This window comes from Microbacterium pollutisoli (genome assembly GCF_053586795.1).
Window position 1 is genome coordinate 325,496 of the sequence record NZ_JBNYWT010000002.1, and the last position, 18,513, is coordinate 344,008.

15 protein-coding genes are annotated in these 18,513 nt (G+C 71.8%); 8 read left to right on the top strand and 7 right to left on the bottom strand.

The genetic code is table 11. The features are described 5' to 3' along the window. Window positions 1–62: 62 nt before the first annotated feature. Window positions 63–1,469, bottom strand: coding sequence for a vanillate/3-O-methylgallate O-demethylase (ligM, locus tag ACQ143_RS06380; RefSeq protein WP_449569867.1), 1,407 nt, complete (start codon window positions 1,467–1,469; stop codon window positions 63–65). A gap of 142 nt (window positions 1,470–1,611) precedes the next feature. Here ligM and ACQ143_RS06385 point away from each other — a divergent pair, with 142 nt between their 5' ends. Genes ACQ143_RS06385 through ACQ143_RS06400 form a run of 4 tightly spaced genes read left to right on the top strand, consistent with a single transcriptional unit; the run spans window position 1,612 to window position 5,158 of the window. Then, window positions 1,612–2,367: a PIG-L deacetylase family protein gene (locus ACQ143_RS06385; protein ID WP_449569868.1), complete on the top strand. Its 756-nt coding sequence runs from the start codon at window positions 1,612–1,614 to the stop codon at window positions 2,365–2,367. Continuing rightward, the gene (locus ACQ143_RS06390; RefSeq protein WP_449569869.1) at window positions 2,364–3,065 is read left to right on the top strand and encodes a 4-carboxy-4-hydroxy-2-oxoadipate aldolase/oxaloacetate decarboxylase; all 702 of its coding nucleotides are present in this window, start codon (window positions 2,364–2,366) and stop codon (window positions 3,063–3,065) included. Before ACQ143_RS06385 ends, ACQ143_RS06390 begins: the two co-directional genes overlap by 4 nt. Further along, the gene (locus ACQ143_RS06395; RefSeq protein WP_449569870.1) at window positions 3,058–4,137 is read left to right on the top strand and encodes a 4-oxalomesaconate tautomerase; all 1,080 of its coding nucleotides are present in this window, start codon (window positions 3,058–3,060) and stop codon (window positions 4,135–4,137) included. The genes ACQ143_RS06390 and ACQ143_RS06395 overlap by 8 nt, the downstream gene beginning before the upstream one ends. A 28-nt stretch (window positions 4,138–4,165) precedes the next feature. Beyond that, window positions 4,166–5,158 carry a VOC family protein gene (locus ACQ143_RS06400; RefSeq protein WP_449569871.1) on the top strand — a complete coding sequence of 331 codons (993 nt, stop codon included), beginning with the start codon at window positions 4,166–4,168 and terminating at the stop codon, window positions 5,156–5,158. 141 nt (window positions 5,159–5,299) lie between these two features. On the opposite strand, the gene ACQ143_RS06405 is transcribed toward ACQ143_RS06400, so the two are convergent. Then, the gene (locus tag ACQ143_RS06405; protein ID WP_449569872.1) at window positions 5,300–6,409 is read right to left on the bottom strand and encodes a 5-methyltetrahydropteroyltriglutamate--homocysteine S-methyltransferase; all 1,110 of its coding nucleotides are present in this window, start codon (window positions 6,407–6,409) and stop codon (window positions 5,300–5,302) included. A 93-nt stretch (window positions 6,410–6,502) separates the two neighbouring features. Then, entirely contained in the window at window positions 6,503–8,716 is a 2,214-nt protein-coding gene (locus ACQ143_RS06410) for a tannase/feruloyl esterase family alpha/beta hydrolase (RefSeq protein WP_449569873.1), read from the bottom strand. Window positions 8,717–8,931: 215 nt separating this feature from the next. Here ACQ143_RS06410 and ACQ143_RS06415 point away from each other — a divergent pair, with 215 nt between their 5' ends. Beyond that, complete coding sequence (locus ACQ143_RS06415) at window positions 8,932–9,441, top strand: MarR family winged helix-turn-helix transcriptional regulator (protein ID WP_449569874.1); 510 nt, start codon at window positions 8,932–8,934, stop codon at window positions 9,439–9,441. Window positions 9,442–9,496: 55 nt separating this feature from the next. On the opposite strand, the gene ACQ143_RS06420 is transcribed toward ACQ143_RS06415, so the two are convergent. The 3 genes from ACQ143_RS06420 to ACQ143_RS06430 all read right to left on the bottom strand — a co-directional run bounded on the left by ACQ143_RS06420 (window position 9,497) and on the right by ACQ143_RS06430 (window position 14,293). Further along, window positions 9,497–10,405 carry a serine hydrolase gene (locus ACQ143_RS06420; protein WP_449570141.1) on the bottom strand — a complete coding sequence of 303 codons (909 nt, stop codon included), beginning with the start codon at window positions 10,403–10,405 and terminating at the stop codon, window positions 9,497–9,499. A gap of 89 nt (window positions 10,406–10,494) precedes the next feature. Then, window positions 10,495–12,474 (bottom strand): M13 family metallopeptidase, encoded by a 1,980-nt coding sequence (locus ACQ143_RS06425; protein ID WP_449569875.1) that lies wholly within the window; start codon window positions 12,472–12,474, stop codon window positions 10,495–10,497. 31 nt (window positions 12,475–12,505) lie between these two features. After that, the gene (locus ACQ143_RS06430) at window positions 12,506–14,293 is read right to left on the bottom strand and encodes a lipase family protein (RefSeq protein ID WP_449569876.1); all 1,788 of its coding nucleotides are present in this window, start codon (window positions 14,291–14,293) and stop codon (window positions 12,506–12,508) included. Window positions 14,294–14,387: 94 nt separating this feature from the next. Between ACQ143_RS06430 and ACQ143_RS06435 the strand changes: the two genes are divergently transcribed. Then, the gene (locus tag ACQ143_RS06435; RefSeq protein WP_449569877.1) at window positions 14,388–15,707 is read left to right on the top strand and encodes an MATE family efflux transporter; all 1,320 of its coding nucleotides are present in this window, start codon (window positions 14,388–14,390) and stop codon (window positions 15,705–15,707) included. A gap of 24 nt (window positions 15,708–15,731) precedes the next feature. On the opposite strand, the gene ACQ143_RS06440 is transcribed toward ACQ143_RS06435, so the two are convergent. Continuing rightward, on the bottom strand, window positions 15,732–16,415 hold the full coding sequence (locus tag ACQ143_RS06440) for a TrmH family RNA methyltransferase (RefSeq protein ID WP_449569878.1): 684 nt from the start codon (window positions 16,413–16,415) through the stop codon (window positions 15,732–15,734). Between the two features lie 103 nt (window positions 16,416–16,518). On the opposite strand from ACQ143_RS06440, the gene ACQ143_RS06445 reads away from it, so the two are divergent. After that, window positions 16,519–17,835 carry an Nramp family divalent metal transporter gene (locus ACQ143_RS06445; protein WP_449569879.1) on the top strand — a complete coding sequence of 439 codons (1,317 nt, stop codon included), beginning with the start codon at window positions 16,519–16,521 and terminating at the stop codon, window positions 17,833–17,835. 9 nt (window positions 17,836–17,844) lie between these two features. Then, a complete protein-coding gene (locus ACQ143_RS06450) occupies window positions 17,845–18,480 on the top strand; it encodes a metal-dependent transcriptional regulator (RefSeq protein ID WP_449569880.1) in 636 nt (211 codons plus the stop codon). Window positions 18,481–18,513: the final 33 nt, after the last annotated feature.

Below are 18,513 nucleotides of genomic sequence, written 5' to 3' on the forward strand. Positions count from 1 at the left end.
CGCGTGGATGCCGGAGCCCGGCCGCGCACGGCGACCGGACCCCGGCGGTTCGAGGGCCGGACTCAAGCGGTGCCGGCGGTGCGCCAGCCCCCGTGGTACTCCTGCCGGGCGGTCTCGGCGTAGGGCACGGGGCTGACGATCGCGCGGACGGCGAACTGCTCGTGCGGCTCGACGGTGGTCTTGGCCGATCCCCCGTCGGGCTCGCCCCACACCACGCGCACCTCGGCGCCGTCGGGCACGTTGCGGTCGACGGTGGCCAGCGACAGGCCGCGCTTCTCGTTCGCGGTGACGCCCGTGAACAGCGAGAGCCCAATGTTCGTACCGTCGGCGTCGATCACCGCGTCGTAGTTGCTCGACCCGTAGTTGGCGTTGGGCAGGTCGAAGAACTGGTAGCCGGGGCCGGAGCGGTCCAGCACCGTGGCGAGGATCTTCGCGAGGTCCTCGTCGTTCCAGGCCAGAGTGACCTTGCGGCGCTGCGTGGCCGGGTCGATCTTCTCCAGCGCCTCCCGGCCGATGAAGTCGTGGTCGAACTTCACGAACGAGCCGTACCCGAGATCCCACGGGTTCAGGTAGTAGTCGTCGATGTCGTCCGACACGAACGAGCCGGCGAGCGCGTTGATCGCCTCGTAGCTGTCCGCCGGCAGCCACTCACGGAAACGGCGCTCGATGTCGCCGCCGGTGTAGACGGCCGGCAGCGGCGAGGGGATCCAGCCCGACTCGAGGGTGTTCGACGAGTACGCGCGCGAGCCGCACGGCTCGATGCCGAACTCGCGGCCGGCCTCGAGGATCGCGTCTCGGATCTTGCCGTGCTCGGCGTAGGGCCCCCACAGCTCCAGGCCGGGTGCCCCCGCCATGCCGTGGCGGAGCGTGCGCACCTCGGAGCCGGCGATGGTCATGTGCCCCATGTGGAAGAACTTCACCCGCTCGACGGGGCCGCCGGCGAGCTTCTCGATGATGCTCCAGGCGTTGGGCCCCTGGATCTGGAACCGGTAGTAATCGCGGTGCACGGCCGCGCCGTACGGGCGGGAGGGCGACCGGTCGTCGTAGCGGGTCTGCACGTTGTAGCCGCCGGTCTCGGCGTGGAACTGCAGCCAATTCGCGGCCGGCGCGCGGCCGACGTAGACCAGCTCGTTCTCCGCCTCCCGGAACAGGATGCCGTCGCCGATCACCCCGCCGTTGGATGCGGTGGGCACGAACTGCTTGGCCGTGTCGACCGGGAAGTTCGCGAAGCTGTTGATGCCGGTATCGCTGACCAGCTTGATCGCGTCGGGACCGGAGATGAAGAAGTTCACCATGTGGTGGGTCTGGTCGTACAGCACGGCGGTCTCGCGCCATGCCTTCTGCTCGCGCCGCCAGTTGGTGAACTCGGCCGGGACGACCGGATAGATGTACGTGCCCAGCTGCGAGCCGCGGAGCATCTGGACGATGTTCCCCCGCTCGGCGATGAGCTCCTGCAGATTGCTGACCATGGGAATCCTCGACTTCCTTGTCTGTCCGTGATGGTACGGCGCCAATTTACCTATGTCCAGAGGTTATGGCCAGAGGTATCTCGTCACCAGGATTGTAGACAATCTGTTGACCAATCCGCTACGGGTGTGCTTCGCTGGGTGCATGAGCCAGACCCCCCAGGCCCTGCTGGTCGTCAGTGCCCACGCCGGTGATTTCGTGTGGCGCGCCGGTGGCGCGATCGCGGCGGCGACCCAACGCGGCGGCCGCGCGGTGATCGCGTGCCTGTCGTACGGCGAGCGCGGCGAGTCGGCGAGCCAGTGGCTGGCCGGCAAGAGCCTCGACGAGATCAAGCAGATCCGGCGGGACGAGGCGGAGGCGGCTGCGGCGGCCCTCGGCGCCGAGATCGAGTTCCTCGACCTGGGCGACTACCCGCTTATCGAGTCCCCCGAGGCCGTCGCGAAGCTCGTCGACGTGTACCGGCGCACCCAGCCCGACGTGGTGCTCACCCACCCACTGGCCGACCCGTACAACGGCGATCACCCCGCCGCGGCGCGCATGGCGCTGCAGGCGCGCGTGCTGGCCCAGGCGATCGGCGTCGCGAATGCGGACGGCTCGTTCCCGACCAAGGACGACATCATCGGCGCTCCCCCGGTGTTCTTCTTCGAGCCGCATCAGCCCGAGCAGTGCGACTTCAAGCCGGACGTGCTGCTGGACATCACCGCCGCCTTCCCGGCCAAGCGGGCGGCGATGGAGTGCCTGCCCGCGCAGAAGCACATGTGGTCGTACTACACCGACCTCGCGGTCCGCCGCGGTGTGCAGGTCAAGCGCAACGCGGCGGCCAACCTGGGGCTGGCGCACGAGACGATGGGTGAGGCCTACCAGCGGTACTACCCCCAGGTGACGGACGTCCTGCAGTGAGCGGGGTCATCGTCACCGACATCGCGCGGGCCGACCCGGCGGTGATCGACCGGCTCGCCGCCCACGGCGTCGCGACGGTGCACGAGGCGATGGGCCGCACGGGGCTGGTCGGCCCCTCGGTCCGCCCGATCCAGCAGGGCGCCCGCATCGGCGGGTCCGCCGTCACGGTGCTCAACTGGCCCGGCGACAACCTCATGATCCACGCTGCGATCGAGCAATGCCGGGCGGGCGACGTGCTCGTGGTCACCACCACCTCCCCCAACCGCGACGGCCTGTTCGGCGACCTGTTCGCCTCGGCGCTGCAGGCCCGCGGCGTGCGCGGCATCGTCACCACCACGGCGGTGCGCGACACCGCCGATCTGCGCGCGATGGGCTTCCCCGCCTGGGCAGCCGCCGTCTACGCACAGGGGTCGGTGAAGGCGACCGGCGGCTCCGTGAATGTGCCCGTGGTCATCGACGGCGCACCCGTGGCCGCCGGCGACGTGGTCGTCGCCGACGACGACGGGGTCGTGATCGTCCCCCGCACCGGCGTCGATGCGGCCCTGGCCGCCGCCGACGCCCGCGTCGCGAAAGAGGACGCCGACCGCGAGGCGTACGGCAGCGGCCGCGAGCTGAGCCTGGACCGCAAGGGACTGCGCCCGCTGCTGGCCGAGCTCGGCGTCCGCTACGTCACCCAGGCCGAGTACGACCGTGGCTGACCCCGTCCGCGACGGCATCGCCTGCATGCTCATGCGCGGCGGGACGTCCAAGGGCGCGTATTTCCTCGCCGGCGACCTGCCGGCCGATCCTGCTGAGCGCGACGACGTGCTGCTGCGCGTCATGGGCAGCCCCGACCCGCACCAGATCGACGGGCTCGGCGGGGCGCATCCGCTCACGAGCAAAGTCGCGATCGTGTCGCGGTCGCCTGAACCGGGCGTAGACGTCGACTACCTGTTCGCGCAGGTCGGCGTCGACCAGCCGGTCGTGAGCACGGCACAGACCTGCGGCAACCTGCTCGCCGGCGTCGCCCCGTTCGCGATCGAACGCGGGCTCGTGTCCGCCGCGGCGGACACCACGACGGTGCGCATCCGCCTGCTCAACACCGGCGACATCGCCACCGCCGTCTTCGCCACACCCGGCGGTCGCGTCGACTACGCCGGCGAGGCCCGCATCGACGGCGTACCCGGCCAGGCATGCGCGATCGACCTGGCCCTGACCGCGGCTCCCGGCAAGCCGCTGCTGCCCACCGGCAACGTGGCCGACGAAGTGGCCAGGCACCCGGTCACGCTCATCGACAACGGCATGCCGGTCGTGCTGATGGATGCCGCTGAGTTCGGCGTCGACGGCTCCGAGACCCCCGCGGCTCTCGAAGCCCGCACCGAGCTGGCGGCCGAGGTCGAGAAGGTGCGCCGGGCCGCAGGAACGCTCATGGGCCTCGGCGACGTCAGCGCGCAGACGGTGCCGAAGATGTTCCTGCTCGCGCCGCCGCGCGCCGGCGGCGCGATCGCCACGCGCGCGTTCATCCCGCACCGGGTGCACACCTCGATCGGGGTGCTCATGGCGGCGTCGGTCGCCGCCGGCATCCGCATCCCCGGCGCTGTCGGGGCCGACCTGGCGCAGCTGCCGGCATCCACCGACGCCCCCACCCCGCTCGAGCATCCCGGCGGCGTCTTCCCCGCCGACGTCCGGGTCGAGCGCGATGCGGACGGCACGTGGCGCGCGACCTCCCTGTCGCTGCGCACGGCCCGGAAGATCTTCGACGGTCGCGTGTTCCCGCGGCCCGCGCACTAGCATCCGACACGTCAGAGAGGACACGACCATGGCTGTACCCGAGAACTTCGACCTCGCCCACCTCGGCGCCGTCGAGCTGTTCACCCCCAAGTTCGAGGAGAGCCTGCACTTCTTCCGCGACCTGTGCGCCATGCGCGAGGTCGCCCGCATCGGCGACTCGGCCTACCTGCGCTGCTGGGACGAGTACCAGCTGTACACGCTCAAGCTCACCGCGTCCGACACGAACGGCGTCGGACGCACGCTGTTCCGCGCGAGCAGCGAACAGGCCCTGCAGCGGCGGGTCGCGGCGATCGAGGCGGCGGGGCTCGGCCACGGCTGGCGCGACGCCGAGGTGGGCGTGGGCCGCTCGTACGAGTTCGAGGACCCGGACGGGCACCTGATGGGCCTGTACTTCGACACCGAGCACTACGTGCCCGACGACGAGGACCGCCCGGCCCTGAAGAACCAGGCGTCGGCCTATCCCGGCCGCGGCATCAACGCCCGCCGCATGGACCACATCAACTATCTCGCCTCGGATGTGAACGCCGCCGGCGAGTTCTGGCGCGACGTCATGTTCGCGCGGGAGTCCGAGCGGGTGCGCCTGGACGACGGCCGCTACGGCGCGTGGTGGTTCCGGTTCAACCAGAAGTCGTACGACGTCGTGTACTCCGACGACTGGACCGGCGAGCGCGGCCGGTTCCACCACTTCGCGTTCGCCCCCGATTCCCGCGAGGACATCCTCAAGGCTGCCGACATCTGCCTCGAGAACGGGGTCTACATCGAGTACGGGCCGTACAAGCACGCCATCAACCAGACGTTCTTCCTGTATGTGTGGGAGCCGGGCGGCAACCGCATCGAGTTCGCCAACGCTCAGGCCCGGCTCATCCTCGACCCCGACTGGCCGGTCGTGGAGTGGAGTCAGGCCGAGCGCGCGAAGGGCCAGGCGTGGGGGATGAAGACGGTCGCCACCTTCCACACCCACGGCACGCCCTTCGTCGCCGACCAGGAGGAGATCGACCGCCGCGCGCTCGAAGGCCACTGAGCCCTACGCTCGCCGCCCCCGCCGCCGAAACGCCCACCTTCGGCCGAGACGCCTACTCTCGGACGGTCCGGTCGTAGGCGGCTCGCACGAGGATAGGCGTTTCGCGCAATGCGGGGCCCCGCGCAGCGCGGCCCCGCGGGGTCAGCGCCAGACGTCGGCGGCGATGTCGACGACCTCGCGGACCTTGGCCCACTGCTCGTCTTCGGTCAGCTGGTTGCCCTCTTCGGTCGACGCGAACCCGCACTGCGGGCTGAGCGCGAGCTGCTCGAGCGGGGCGAAGCGGGCCGCCTCGTCGATGCGCGCCTTCACGGCGGCCACGTCTTCGAGCTGCCCGGACTTGGTCGTGATCAACCCCAGGACGACGGTCTTGTCCCCCGCGGGCAGGAACCGCAGCGGCTCGAAGCCGCCGGCGCGCTCGCTGTCGTACTCGAGGAAGTAGCCGTCGTAGGCGGTGTTGGCCAGCAGCTGTTCGGCGACCGGCTCGTACCCGCCCGAGGAGATCCACGTCGAGCGGAAGTTGCCGCGGCACACATGCGTGGTCACCGTCAGGTCGTCGGGCTTGCCGTCGAGGATCCGGTTGACGATGTCGGCGTACCGCTCGGCAATCCCCTCGGTGCGGATGCCGCGGTCCCGCGCCTTGGCCAGCTCGGTCTCGCTGCACAGGTAGGCCCAGGCGGTGTCGTCGAACTGAAGGTAGCGGGCGCCGGCGTCGTAGAACGCGGCGAGGGCGTCGCGGTAGGCCTGGACGAGGTCGTCGACGATGTCGTCGCGCCCGGCGTAGCCGCCGCCGATGTGGTCGGGCTCGAGGCGGAAGTCGAGCACGGTGGGTGAGGGGATCGTGAACTTCGGGGTGGCGCCGGTGGAGCGGGCCAGCAGATCCTTGAGCGAGCGGAAGTGCGCGAGGAACGGGTGGGTGTCGCTGAAGCCGATCCGGCCGGCGACCTCGACGCCCCGCGGCTTGGTCTCGACACCGGTGAACTGGATGCCGTGGTCGAGCTCGACGATCTCGACCCCGTCGAGGAACCCGAAGAAGTCGAAGTGCCACCAGGAGCGGCGGAACTCGCCGTCGGTCGCGACCTGGAGCCCGGCCTCGGACTCCTTCTGCACGAGCTCGCCGATGGCGGTGTCCTCCGCGATGCGCAGGGCATCGGCATCCACCTCGCCGGCGGTGTGGCGGCGACGGATGTCGGCGAGGACGGCGGGGCGTAGGAAGCTGCCGACGATGTCGGCGCGGTACGGCGGGACAGGCATGAGTCGAGCCTACGCCGGGCGTCTGGGCACGCGGTGTGCCCCGTCACCGGACGAAACGGTGGGCCCGGCCCCGGGGAGTCGGGCCCACCGCTGTCACCTCAGCACGATCACCAGACCGTGCCCGGTGGCCGGGGCGACGGTGTCGGAGCCGGCGTAGGCGGCGGTGATGCGGTGCACACCGCGCGGCAGCGCGCCCACCTCGAACGTCGCGATGCCGTCGGCGACGGTGCCCTCGAAGGTGGCGTCGCCGACCGTCACGGTGACCGGCCCGTCGGCGTCCACGCGGGAGGGCAGGATCCGCACGGTGACGGTCACCGGTGTGCCGCGCGAGACGACGACCGGCTTCGCGGTCACGATCGCCACCGCCGCGTGGCGCACCTGCACCTCGGCGCTGACGGCCTCCGCCGTGCCGTCGGCGTTCGTCGCGGTCACGCGGACGCTCAGGGCATGGCCCTGGTCGCCCGGCCGCACCCGGTAGTCGGCGCGGTGCGCGCCGCGGATCGGCTCACCGTCGCGCAGCCACTGGTAGCGGTACGTGATGTCCGTCCCGCTCCAGTCGCCGGCCGATGCCGTGAGCTTCTTCCCCACCTGCGGGGTTCCGGCGATCGACGGGTCGACGATGACGATCGGCGCCTGGGACGTCGAGCAGGTGAAGCTCGCGGCCGACTCCGGATCGCCGCCGGTGTAGACCGCGACGGCCGGGTACACGCACAGCGGCCGGCTGCGGGTGTCGGACCAGTCGGCGGGCAGCTCGGGGTTGCCGGGGTTCACCGTCGCGACCAGCGCCTCGGGGGCGACGCCCTGCTCGACCCACGCGACGAGAGCGGCCAGGGCCGCATACCGGTCGGTGGCGGGGCCGCCGCTGACGTGCCCCATGCCGGGCACTTCGTAGTAGCGGACGAACTCCTCGGCAGCACCGCCGTAGTTCGCGTCGAGCGCGTCGAACCAAGCCGCGGTGTCGTCGGGCGAGAACACGCCGTCCGAGGCGCCGTGTGTGATGATCATCTTCCCGCCGCGGTCGCGCAGCGTGTCGAGATCGGTCGGGTCCGGCGGGGTCATGAACGACATCGCGCTCTCGGTGTAGATGCCGTCGGTCTCATAGATCTGCCGCGCGACGCGGTCGATGTCGACCGACAGGGCGTACTGCGGCAGGGCGTTCAGCGCCGGTGCGTCCGGCGGGGTGCCGAACACGTAGCCGACCGCGGAGGGGTCCAGCGCCACCGCGGCGAAGAACTCCCAGAAGCCCCAGCCGCCCTGCACCAGGCCCGGGTCGAACGGGAAGGAGCTGTAGATCTCCTCACCGTCGCTGGTGCGCGCCCCGGCGAAGATGGCGGCGACGACCGCCTGCTGCGCCGCCGTGAGGCAGGTGCCGTCGCGGTCGCTGTCGCAGGTGGGCACATCGCGTTCCACATCGAAGGCGGCCTGGCAGCGGTCGAGGGCCTGCACCATACCGTCGGCGAGTCCGTCGAGCCCGTCGCAGCGGGTGAGGATGCTCTCGGCCACGACGCGGCGCTCGGCAGGCGTGAACGCGGTGTTCAGGTCGGCGGGGTCGGTCGCCACCGTCGCGTACTGCTGCGCACCCCACAGCTGCGCCACCGCGGCCTGCGGCAGATTGAACCCGGGGGCCAGCGCGAGGAAGCCGTCGTACTCGTCGGCGTATCGCGCGGCGCCCACCATCGTGTGCCGCCCGCCGTTGGAGCCGCCGGTCATGTACGAGCGGTCGGGTCCGCGGTCGTAGCCGGCGGTGATGAGCGCCTTGGCCATGGGCGTGAGGGTGCCCACCGCCTGATACCCGTAGTCGAGTCGCGCCTGCGGGTCGAGACCGAACGTCGGGTTCTGCGCGCCGGAGTGCCCGGCATCCGAGCTGATCACCGCGAAGCCCATCTGCAGACCGCTCTCGCCGCCGCCGACGCCACCGAGCGCCGGGGCCACGGCGCCGTCCATGCCGCCGTTGGCCTGGTAGAGGTAGCGGCCGTTCCAATCGACGGGCAGGCGCATCTCGAACCCGATGGCGTAGGTCTGCCCGTCGACCGCGCTGACCCGTTCGTTCATGCGGCCCTGCACGAGACAGTGCGCGCCGACCCAGACCCCCTGCACGGGGCCGGCATCCACTTCTTCGGCGCGGGTGATGGTGGTCTGCGGATAGGTGAAGTCCGCCAGCTGCACGCACTCCTGCAGCGTGCCGGGCTGTGCGGCCGGCAGCGGACCGGCCGGCGTCGCGCTCGCGGTCGCGGTCATCCCGCTCAGGAGCAGCGCTGCCAGCGCCACCGTCGACGCGGCCAGACCGGCCGCCTTCCGGCGGTTCACCTCGCCCCTCCCGCACCTCGGGAGGCCGGACACATGATCGTGGAGAACATCGTTTTCCTCTCTGCGTCACGCCGCCTGTGCCCCATCGCACGACGGCCCGGCGGCGTCATCGCCGCGCGTTGGCGCCAACGTAGCGGGAAATCGTTGGTCTTGGCAATGGTTGCAATGCGCAATCAGCGTCGTCGCGGCGCGCACGCGGTGGCTAGACTCCCGGGATGTCCACCGTGTCGCCGTCGACCTCTGTCCCCCGCGTGGGCGCCGCCCGTTCCGCCGGCTCCGCCCGAAGCCGGGCAGACGACGTCGGACGCCTCACGGACAACATCGGGTTCCTCGCCGCGCGGCTCAGCTACGCCGCCGCCAAGGCCGGCCATCGCGCGCTCGAGCCGTTCGACCTCTCGATCCGCGAGTACACCGTGCTCGAGCTGTCGACGGTCGGTGCGGGCATGTCGCAGCGGGAGCTGGGGCGCATCATGTGCCTCGATCCGAGCAACGTGCTGCGGCTGGTCGACCGGCTGGCCGCCCGCGACCTCGTGGTGCGCCGGCGCGATGCGGCCGACCGCCGCGTCACCCTCATCTGCGCCACCGCGTCCGGGCGGCGCATCGCGGCCGACGCCGGTGACGCGCTCGAGCAGGCGCATGCCGAGCTGGTCGCGCCGCTGTCGCCCGCCGAGCAGGACACGGTCCTGGCCCTGTTGCGCCGCCTGGCGCTCGACCCGGAATCCTGAACGGCCGGAAACCCGGGACCGCCGGCGCGCCGCGTCCGGCCACACGGTCGCCGTGTCAGAACACGTGGTCCATGAGGTCGACGCCGAACGTGCGGAACGCGTCGTGCACACGCAGCCGGTGTGCGATCGACAGGTCGTCGAAGGCCACGACGAGGGCGTAGGCGACTCCGGCACGGGGCCCGGCGAGTACGCCCGCCTCGGCCCGGATGCCGTCGGCCCGGCCGGTCTTGTTGATGAACAGCAGATCGTGCCGGTCGTCGTCGTGCGCGAACGGGTCGAGTCCGGTGACGGATGCCACCAGCGACAGGTCGTGGTTGAGGCTCAGCCACTCGGAGACCTGGGCGCTGACGGCGGGCGAGACGAGGCGCGAGTTGACGAGCGCGGCGAACACCGCCGCGAGTTCGCCGGCGGTGCCCAGCGCCACCTGGGGTGCGTCGTCGGGCCCGCGGTGGTCGCGGAAGCCGTCGAGCAGCGCGAGGTGCTCCAGGCCCAGCTGTCCGATGCGTCGGCGCACCGCGTCCAGGCCCACGCGTTCGAGCAGCATGTTCGCGGCGAGCGCGTCACCGGTGGCCGCCACGAGCACGGCGAGGTCGCACAACGGCAGCGCCGGAGCCTTCAGGTGCTGCCAGACGCCGGCGATGCCGACCGGCTCGACCCCCGCACGGTCGGCGATCTCGAGCGGGTCGAGGGCGCCGTCCTCGAACGCGGCGGCCACTTCGATCAGCAGCGGCACCACCCCGAGGCCGGCCACCGGCAGCAGCTGGTGGTCGTCGCCGGCGAACACGACGGTGCCCCGGTCGAGGTCGGTCACCCGCACCGAGACCTTCGCCCCGGAGACCGCCAGCTCGTGCAGGGCCCGCAGCGTCGCGTCGAACGAGCGGCCGGAACTGGCCGGTCGTCGCGGTCGCCGCAACGCCGCGCGGGTGTTACCGCGCAGACGCTGGGTATCGCGCGCGGTGCGCATCGGTTCGTCGGTGGCGGCCGCGTCGATCGGACCGGTACCGCGCGCCGACGACCGGCGCCGGGGTCCCGGCTCGTTCGACTCGGTGCCGGTCACCAGATCGTGACGCGCTGTTCGGGGTCGAGCCAGAGCGCGTCCCCTTCGGCGACATCGAACGCGCGGTAGAACTCGTCCACGTTGCGCACGATCTGGTTGCACCGGAACTCGTTCGGCGCGTGCGGGTCGATCGTCAGCAGTCGGATCGTCTCGGCATCCCGTCCCTTCTGCTGCCAGATCTGAGCCCAGCTCAGCAGCAGACGCTGGATGCCGGTGTAGCCGTCGATGACGGGGCCGTCCCGCTCTTCGCCGGTGGCGGCCAGGTGCAGGCGATAGGCCTTGATCGCGATGCCGAGACCGCCCAGGTCGCCGATGTTCTCCCCGATCGTGAGCGCACCGTTGACGGTGTGCTCGGCGGCGAGACCGACCGGGACCAGCGCGTTGTACTGCGCGATCAGGGCGCCGGTGCGCTCCGAGAACGCGGCACGGTCTTCATCGGTCCACCAGTCGTTGAGCGCGCCGGCGCCGTCGTAGGCGCTGCCCTGGTCGTCGAAGCCGTGCCCGATCTCGTGGCCGATGACCGCGCCGATGCCGCCGTAGTTGGCCGCCGCGTCGCGATCGGGGTCGAAGAAGGGGTACTGCAGGATCGCCGCGGGGAACACGATCTCGTTCATCAGCGGGTGGTAATAGGCGTTGACCGTCTGCGGGGTCATCAGCCACTCGTCGCGGTCGATCGGGCCGCCGAGCTTGGCCAGCTGCCGGTCGTGCTCCCACGCGCCGGCGCGGCGCACGTTGCCGATCAGGTCGCCCTCGACGATCTCCAGCGCCGAGTAGTCCTTCCACTTCACCGGGTAGCCCACCTTGGGAGTGAACGCGGCGAGCTTCTCCAACGCGCGCTCGCGCGTGGCCGGGGTCATCCAGTCCAGCTGCGAGATCGACTGGCGGTAGGCCTCGATGAGGTTGGCGACCAGCTCGTCCATCGCGTCCTTCGCGGCCGGCGGGAAGTGGCGCTCCACGTACACGCGGCCGATCGCCTCGCCCATCGCCGCCTCGACCAGGCTCACCCCGCGCTTCCAGCGCTCGCGGTTGACCGGAACGCCGGTCAGCTCGGTCCCGTAGAACAGGAAGTTGGCGTCGACGAACGCGCTCGACAGGAACGGCGCCGACGCCCGGACGATCTGCAGGCGCAGCCACGCCTTCCAGTCGTCCAGCCGGTCGTCGGTCAGCAGCGCGCCGAGCCCTTCCAGGTAGCTCGGCTGATTGACGTTGACCTCGGCGAAGCCGTCCCGGTGGCCGGGGGCGACGGCATCCAGCCACGGGTCGAGGTCCGCGCCGGTCAGGGCGTTGAGCTCGGCCCAGGTCATGAGGTTGTAGGTGGCCACGGCGTCGCGGCTGCGGACGTTGTCCCAGTGGTGCGAGGCCAGCTCGGTCTCCAGGGCCAGCACCCGGTCGGCCTGCGCGGCCGCGTCCTCGACGCCGGCGAGGCCCAGCACGGTGGCGGCGTAGTCGCGGAAGGCGGTGCGGGTGCCGGCGAAGTTGTCGAGCCGGTAGTAGCTCTCGTCGGGCAGCGAGAGCCCGCCCTGCAGCACGAAGGCGACGTACCGCTGCGGGTCGCCGGGGTCGGGTTCGACGTACACACCGACGAACCCGCCGACGCCCTCCCGCTCGAGCGCGCCCACGGCGCCCAACAGGTCGGGGATGCCGGTGACGGCGTCCACCCGGTCGAGCTGCGCACGGATGGGCTCGGCGCCGAGCGCTTCGATGCGCTCGGTGTCCATGAACGCGGCGTACAGGTCGCCGATCTTGCGGGTCTGGGTACCCGGCTCGGCCGTGACGGCCTCTTCGATGATCGCGTGGACGTCCTTCTCGGCCTGTTCGGCGATGAGGTGGAACGAGCCCCAGCGTGCTTTGTCGTCCGGGATCTCGGTGCGCTGGATCCACGCGCCGTTGACGTGGCGGAACAGGTCGTCCTGGGGGCGGATCGTCGGGCTGAGCTCGGCGATCTCGATACCCGAGCGGAGGGGGTTCTCGGTCATGCCCTCAAGGATATGCGGCGCCGCGGCGGGGTCAGCCGTCGGATCGGGTGCACTCCATCTCATACGGCTCCCCGGCGAACCGGGCACGGGTCCACTCGAACAGTTCGGGGATGAGCGGGGAGGGACGTTCGACGAGGGCGGCGTGCTCCATGCCGCCGTACGTGCGGTAGTCGACCGGGGTGCCCGCGTCGCACATCCGCTGGACGAAGGCGTCCTGGCTCGCCGGGTCGATGATGCTGTCGGCGCGGCCCTGCGCGATCAGCAGCGGGGCGGTCATGGTGACCGGGGCGATGTTGGTGCGCAGGTGCCGGGCGAGGGTGCCCACGGTCGGGTCGGCGGCGAAGATGACCGGGTCACGGCTCATGCCCAGGGATGCCAGCACCGATACGACGGTGCCCGGATCGGACAGGCAGCGCGCGGCCATCGCCTCGACGATCGGCTGCGCACCCGGCCGGATGTAGCGGCGTGCGGTCACGTCGGGGTAGATCGACTCGAACGACTCGAAGGCGAACGAGGCGAAGATGCTGCCGCCGGTGATGGTGGACACGTCCTCGACCAGGGCGAGCGGGTCGCTGGCCGGGGCGAGGGCCGCGACCCCGCGGATCCACACCTCCGGCGCGTACGAGCGCGCCATGGACCCGGCCCACAGCGCCGCGCCGCCGCCCTGCGAGTGCCCCCACACGACGGTGCTGGCCCCCAGGTCGGCCTCTTCGAGCTGCCGGGCCGCGCGCACGGCATCCAACGACGCCGACGCGCTGGGCGGACCGATCAGATAGGGGTGCGGGCCCTGCGTGCCCAGGCCGATGTAGTCGGTGGCCACGATCGCCCAGCCCTCGTTGATGACCTGCCGGGTGACGTACATCGCGCCGGACCACAGCGGACGCTCCTGCAGCGACGGGGCGCAGTGCTGCGCGTAGCCGGTGGTCCCGTGGTTCCAGTCGATGACCGGCCAGCGCCCGTCGCCTTCGAGGGGGACGACGACGAGGCCGCTCGCAACGCGGATCTCACCGTCGACGCCGGTGGTCGTGTAGAGGATGCGCCAGGCCTGCGCGTTGGCGGGGATGTCGCGCGTGAACGGCTCGGCGCGCACCAGCCGGCCCGGCTCGTCGGGGGTGTCGCGGGGTGCGGCGTAGAACGCGTCGATCACGGTGGAGCCCTCGCGCAGCGGGGCGGTCACCCCGACGGTGACCACGGCCAGCACGACCGCGCCGATGGCCAGCGCGGTGCGGCCCCAGCGGCGCCAGGGCGGGTCGGGCGCGTCGTCGGGCACGCGGGAGCGGCCCCGACGCAGCCCGTTCCACAGGTCGGCGACGCCGCGCATGATGAGCCACGCTCCGAACACGACGGCGACCACCAGCAGCGTGATGTCGGGCCAGGCGAGGGCGAAGATCCCGAAGAGGATGCCGGCTGTGCCGAACGCCGCGTCGGCGATGCGCTCGTCCCAGGTGCGCCGGCGACGGAACGTCCCGACGATGCCGGCACTGCCGTTGAGCAGCAGGAGCAGGCCCACCAGGACGGCCACCAGGCGCACCGTCAGGCCGGGCCAGAACAGCACGAACACGCCGACGGCCAGCCACGCGCCGCTGACGACGATGCGCCAGCGGCGGCGTTCGGCGTCGTCAGTGCGGCCGGTGGCCTCGAGCACGCCGGTGAGCACCATGCCGCCGCCCAGCAGCACCGCGAGCACGTCCAGGGCCGTCGTCGGCCGGATGATGATGACCGCGCCGAGCCCGATCGAGACGGCAGCCAGCACGATGCGCAGCCAGAGCGGCATCCGGGCGTGGAGGCGCCCGAGGGGCAGTCGCGCCAGCAGCCCCATCGACGCTCCTTCCGCTCACGGTGTGTGCTTCAGCGAACCAGAGTACGTGGGGCGTCGTCGGCGCGGGCCGGGCAGGGCCGCATAGGCTCGGAAGATGGCCGCCGCGACACTCAACCGGGAGATCCTGCGGCTTGCCGTCCCGGCGCTGGGCGCCCTCGTCGCCGAGCCGCTGTTCCTCATCGTCGACGCGGCGCTGGTGGGCCATCTGGGCGTCGTGCCCCTGGCGGGCCTGGGCATCGCCTCGGCGGTGCTGCAGACGATCGTCGGCCTCATGGTGTTCCTGGCGTATTCGACGACGCCGGCCGTCGCGCGCCGGTTCGGCGCGGGCGATCACGGTGACGCGGTCAGCGCCGGCATCGACGGGCTGTGGCTGGCGCTGGGGCTGGGTGCCCTGCTCGCGGTGGCGGGCTGGTTCGCGACGCCCATGCTGGTGGGCATGTTCGGGGCGGATGCCGCGGTCGCCGAGCAGGCGGAGATCTATCTCGGCCTGTCGATGTGGGGGCTGCCGGCCATGCTCATCGTGTTCGCCGCGACCGGGCTGCTGCGCGGCATGCAGGACACGGTGACGCCGCTGTGGATCGCCGGGCTCGGCTTCGGCGCCAACGCGCTGCTGAACTGGCTGTTCATCTACGGGTTCGGCTGGGGCATCGCCGGGTCGGCGGCCGGCACGATCATCGCCCAGTGGGGAATGGTCGGTGCGTACGCGCTCGTGGTGGCGCGGCTGGCACGCCGGCACACGGCCTCCATCCGCCCGCAGCGGGCCGGCATGCGCGGGTCGGCACGGGCCGGCGGGTGGCTGTTCCTGCGCACGCTGTCGCTGCGGGCGGCGCTGCTGGCCACCGTGGGGGTGGCGACGGGTCTGGGCACCGCAGAGCTGGCGGGCTGGCAAGTCGCCTTCACGATGTTCTCCACGGCGGCGTTCGCGCTGGATGCGCTGGCGATCGCGGCGCAGGCGCTCATCGGCCGCGGGCTCGGTGCCGGTGACGAGCCGTTCGTGCGGCGGGTGCTCGGGCGCACGGTGGCGTGGGGCGTGTGGTTCGGCGTCGTGGTGGGGCTCGTGATCGGCGTCTTCTCGGGCTGGATCGGCCTGCTGTTCACCGGCGATCCCGCTCTGGCGGCGCTCATCCAGCCGGCGCTGATCGTGCTCGCGGTCGCCCAGCCGGTGTGCGGTGTCGTCTTCGTGCTCGACGGGGTGCTCATCGGCGCGGGCGACGCGAAGTTCCTCGCGATCGCCGGCGTGGTCAACCTCGTGCCCTACATCCCGGCGCTGCTGATCCTCGCGGCGGTGGCCCCGGCCGGTGTGGCCGGGCTCGCATGGCTGGCGGTGTGCTTCTTCGGGGTGTACATGCTCGCGCGGCTGACGACCCTGGGGTGGCGGGTGCGGCGGCCCGAGTGGGTCACCGCCGGCGCGTGAGGCGCCGCCCGCGCGGCGGATCGTTCACCCCCAGCGGCGGCACCACTCGTACATCACCACGGCGGCGGCCGCGCTCGCGTTGATCGACCGGGTCGACCCGTACTGGGTGATCTCGACCACGCTGTCGGCCGCCGCGACGGCTTCGGCCGAGAGCCCCGGACCCTCCTGACCGAACAGCAGCACGCAGCGTTCGGGCAGGTCGGCGCGGTCGACCGGCACCGACCCCTCGACGTTGTCGACGGCGACGATGGGGATGCCGGCATCCCTCGCCCAGGCGGTGAAGGCGGCGACGTCTTCGTGGTGCCGCACGTGCTGATAGCGGTCGGTGACCATCGCCCCGCGCCGGTTCCAGCGGCGCTTGCCGATGATGTGCACCTCGGCGGCGCCGAATGCATTCGCACTGCGCACGATCGACCCGATGTTCATGTCGTGCTGCCAGTTCTCGATGGCGACGTGGAACGGATGCCGGTGCTCGTCGAGGTCGGCCACGATCGCCGCCATCGTCCAATACCGGTACCGGTCGATGACATTGCGGCGGTCGCCGTGGGCGAGCAGCTCGCGGTCGTAGCGCTCATCGTCCGGCCACGCTTCGGGCCCGCCCGGCCAGGGACCGACGCCGACCGGCAGCTGCGGTTCGCGGTCGGCCGCAGGCTCGGACGCCCCCGGGTCGGGCGCGGGTGCGGCGCCGTCGGGCACGGATTCGGTCACCGGGACAGGCTACTCCGGCCTCCCCCGGCATCCTCGATTCAGGCGGCGACCCCGCGCCCGGTCGATCTTTTCGGCACCCCGAAATATCCGCTATGGTTTCGGTATGCCGAAATCTCTCACGGACGAGGGGTCCCACCCACCGATCGCCCCGGCGCCGTCGCCCCGGCGCTCACCCGGCCGCGTCGCCTGGCTGCTGGGCCCGGCCCTGGTCGCCGGTGTCGCCTATCTCGACCCCGGAAACGTCGCGAGCAACATGACCGCCGGCGCCCGCTACGGATACCTCCTGGTGTGGGTCGTGGTCATCGGCAACGTGATGGCGTGGCTGATCCAGTACCTGTCGGCCAAGCTCGGCATCGTGACGGGGCTCAGCCTGCCCGAGGTGCTCGGGCAGCGGTTCCGGCACCGGTGGACGCGGCGCGCGTACTGGGTGCAGGCCGAACTGGTGGCCATGGCCACCGACATCGCCGAGGTCATCGGCGGCGCCGTGGCCCTGTGGCTGCTGTTCGGGGTCCCGCTGCTGTGGGGTGGTGTCATCACCGGGGCCGTGTCGATCGTGCTGCTGCTGATCCAGTCGCGGCGCGGCGCGCGCAGCTTCGAGTTCGTCATCATCGGTCTGGTCGCGATCATCTCGCTCGGGTTCACCTACGGGGTGTTCATCGCGCCGCCCGACGCCGGTGCCACCGTCGACGGCCTGATCCCGCGGTTCGCCGGCACCGACTCGGTGCTGCTGGCGGCGTCGATCCTGGGCGCGACGATCATGCCGCACGCCATCTACGCGCACAGCGCGCTGGCGCGCGATCGGTTCCGCGCGCCGGCGCCCCGCACCGGGGCACGCACGGCGCACAGCGCCCGGGATGCCGGGCTCTCCACGACGCGACTGCTGCGCGCGACGAAGTGGGACGTCACCCTCGCGATGGCGATCGCCGGCACCGTGAACCTCTGCATCCTGCTGCTGGCCGCCGCCAGCCTGGCGGGCGTGCCGGGCACCGACAGCCTCGAGGGCGCCTACGCGGCGCTGCACGCCGGGCTAGGACCGGTCGTGGCCACGCTGTTCGCCGTCGGGCTGCTCGCCAGCGGCCTGGCCAGCACCTCGGTGGGCGCCTACGCGGGCGCCGAGATCATGCACGGCCTGCTGAAGGTGCGCGTGCCGCTGCTGGCGCGGCGCCTGGTCACCCTCGTGCCGGCGCTGGTCATCCTCGCGGTCGGCTTCGATCCGACGCTCGCGCTCGTGCTCAGCCAGGTCGTGCTGTCGTTCGGCATCCCCTTCGCCCTCGTGCCGCTGGTCGCGCTCACCGCGCGCGGCTCGCTGCTGGGAGAGCACCGAAACCGCGTGTGGACCACGGTGGCCGGGGTGCTGGCATCCGTCTTCCTCATCGGGCTGAACGCCCTGCTGCTGTGGCTCGTGTTCACCGGCGGCTAGCCTGAACAGGTGCCCTCCGCCGCGATCGACGACTACCTCAAGGCGATCTACCACCACACCGAGTGGCAGACCGCGCCGATCACGCCGTCGCAGCTGGCCGCGAAGCTCGGGCTCGCCCCGTCGACGGTGACCGAGATGGTGCAGAAGCTCGCCGCGCGCGGCCTGGTGACCCACCGCCCGTACGGACCGGTGTCGCTCACCGCCGACGGCGCGGCGCGCGCGGCCGCGATCATCCGGCGGCACCGGCTGATCGAGACCTGGCTCGTGCAGGAGTTCGGCTACACGTGGGACGAGGTGCACGACGAGGCCGAGGTGCTCGAGCACACCATCAGCGACCGGCTGCTCGACGGCATCGACGAGCGCCTGGGGCGCCCCCGCTTCGATCCGCACGGCGATGCGATCCCGGATGCCACCGGTGCGGTGCACCGCGAACCGTTCCTCCTGCTGGGCGCGGCCACCGCCGGGCACACCGGGCGGGTGCTGCGGGTGTCCGACCACGACCCCGCGCTGCTGCGCGCCCTGGACGAGGTGGGCGTGACCGTGGGCCGGTCGGTGACCGTCACCGACGGCGATGCGGTGCAGCTCGACGGGACCGCGGTCGCGCTGCCCGCCGGGGCCTCGGACGCCGTCTGGATCACGGCCTGACCCGCGGCGCCCACGGCGGCGTCTGCGTCGGCG

Excerpts from the sequence above, each read along its gene's own strand:
- ligM (WP_449569867.1), bottom strand. The coding sequence starts at position 1,469 with ATGGTCAGCAATCTGCAGGAGCTCATCGCCGAGCGGGGGAACATCGTC.
- ACQ143_RS06385 (WP_449569868.1), top strand. The coding sequence starts at position 1,612 with ATGAGCCAGACCCCCCAGGCCCTGCTGGTCGTCAGTGCCCACGCCGGT.
- ACQ143_RS06400 (WP_449569871.1), top strand. The coding sequence starts at position 4,166 with ATGGCTGTACCCGAGAACTTCGACCTCGCCCACCTCGGCGCCGTCGAG.
- ACQ143_RS06405 (WP_449569872.1), bottom strand. The coding sequence starts at position 6,409 with ATGCCTGTCCCGCCGTACCGCGCCGACATCGTCGGCAGCTTCCTACGC.
- ACQ143_RS06415 (WP_449569874.1), top strand. The coding sequence starts at position 8,932 with ATGTCCACCGTGTCGCCGTCGACCTCTGTCCCCCGCGTGGGCGCCGCC.
- ACQ143_RS06420 (WP_449570141.1), bottom strand. The coding sequence starts at position 10,405 with ATGCGCACCGCGCGCGATACCCAGCGTCTGCGCGGTAACACCCGCGCG.
- ACQ143_RS06425 (WP_449569875.1), bottom strand. The coding sequence starts at position 12,474 with ATGACCGAGAACCCCCTCCGCTCGGGTATCGAGATCGCCGAGCTCAGC.
- ACQ143_RS06430 (WP_449569876.1), bottom strand. The coding sequence starts at position 14,293 with ATGGGGCTGCTGGCGCGACTGCCCCTCGGGCGCCTCCACGCCCGGATG.
- ACQ143_RS06435 (WP_449569877.1), top strand. The coding sequence starts at position 14,388 with ATGGCCGCCGCGACACTCAACCGGGAGATCCTGCGGCTTGCCGTCCCG.
- ACQ143_RS06445 (WP_449569879.1), top strand. The coding sequence starts at position 16,519 with ATGCCGAAATCTCTCACGGACGAGGGGTCCCACCCACCGATCGCCCCG.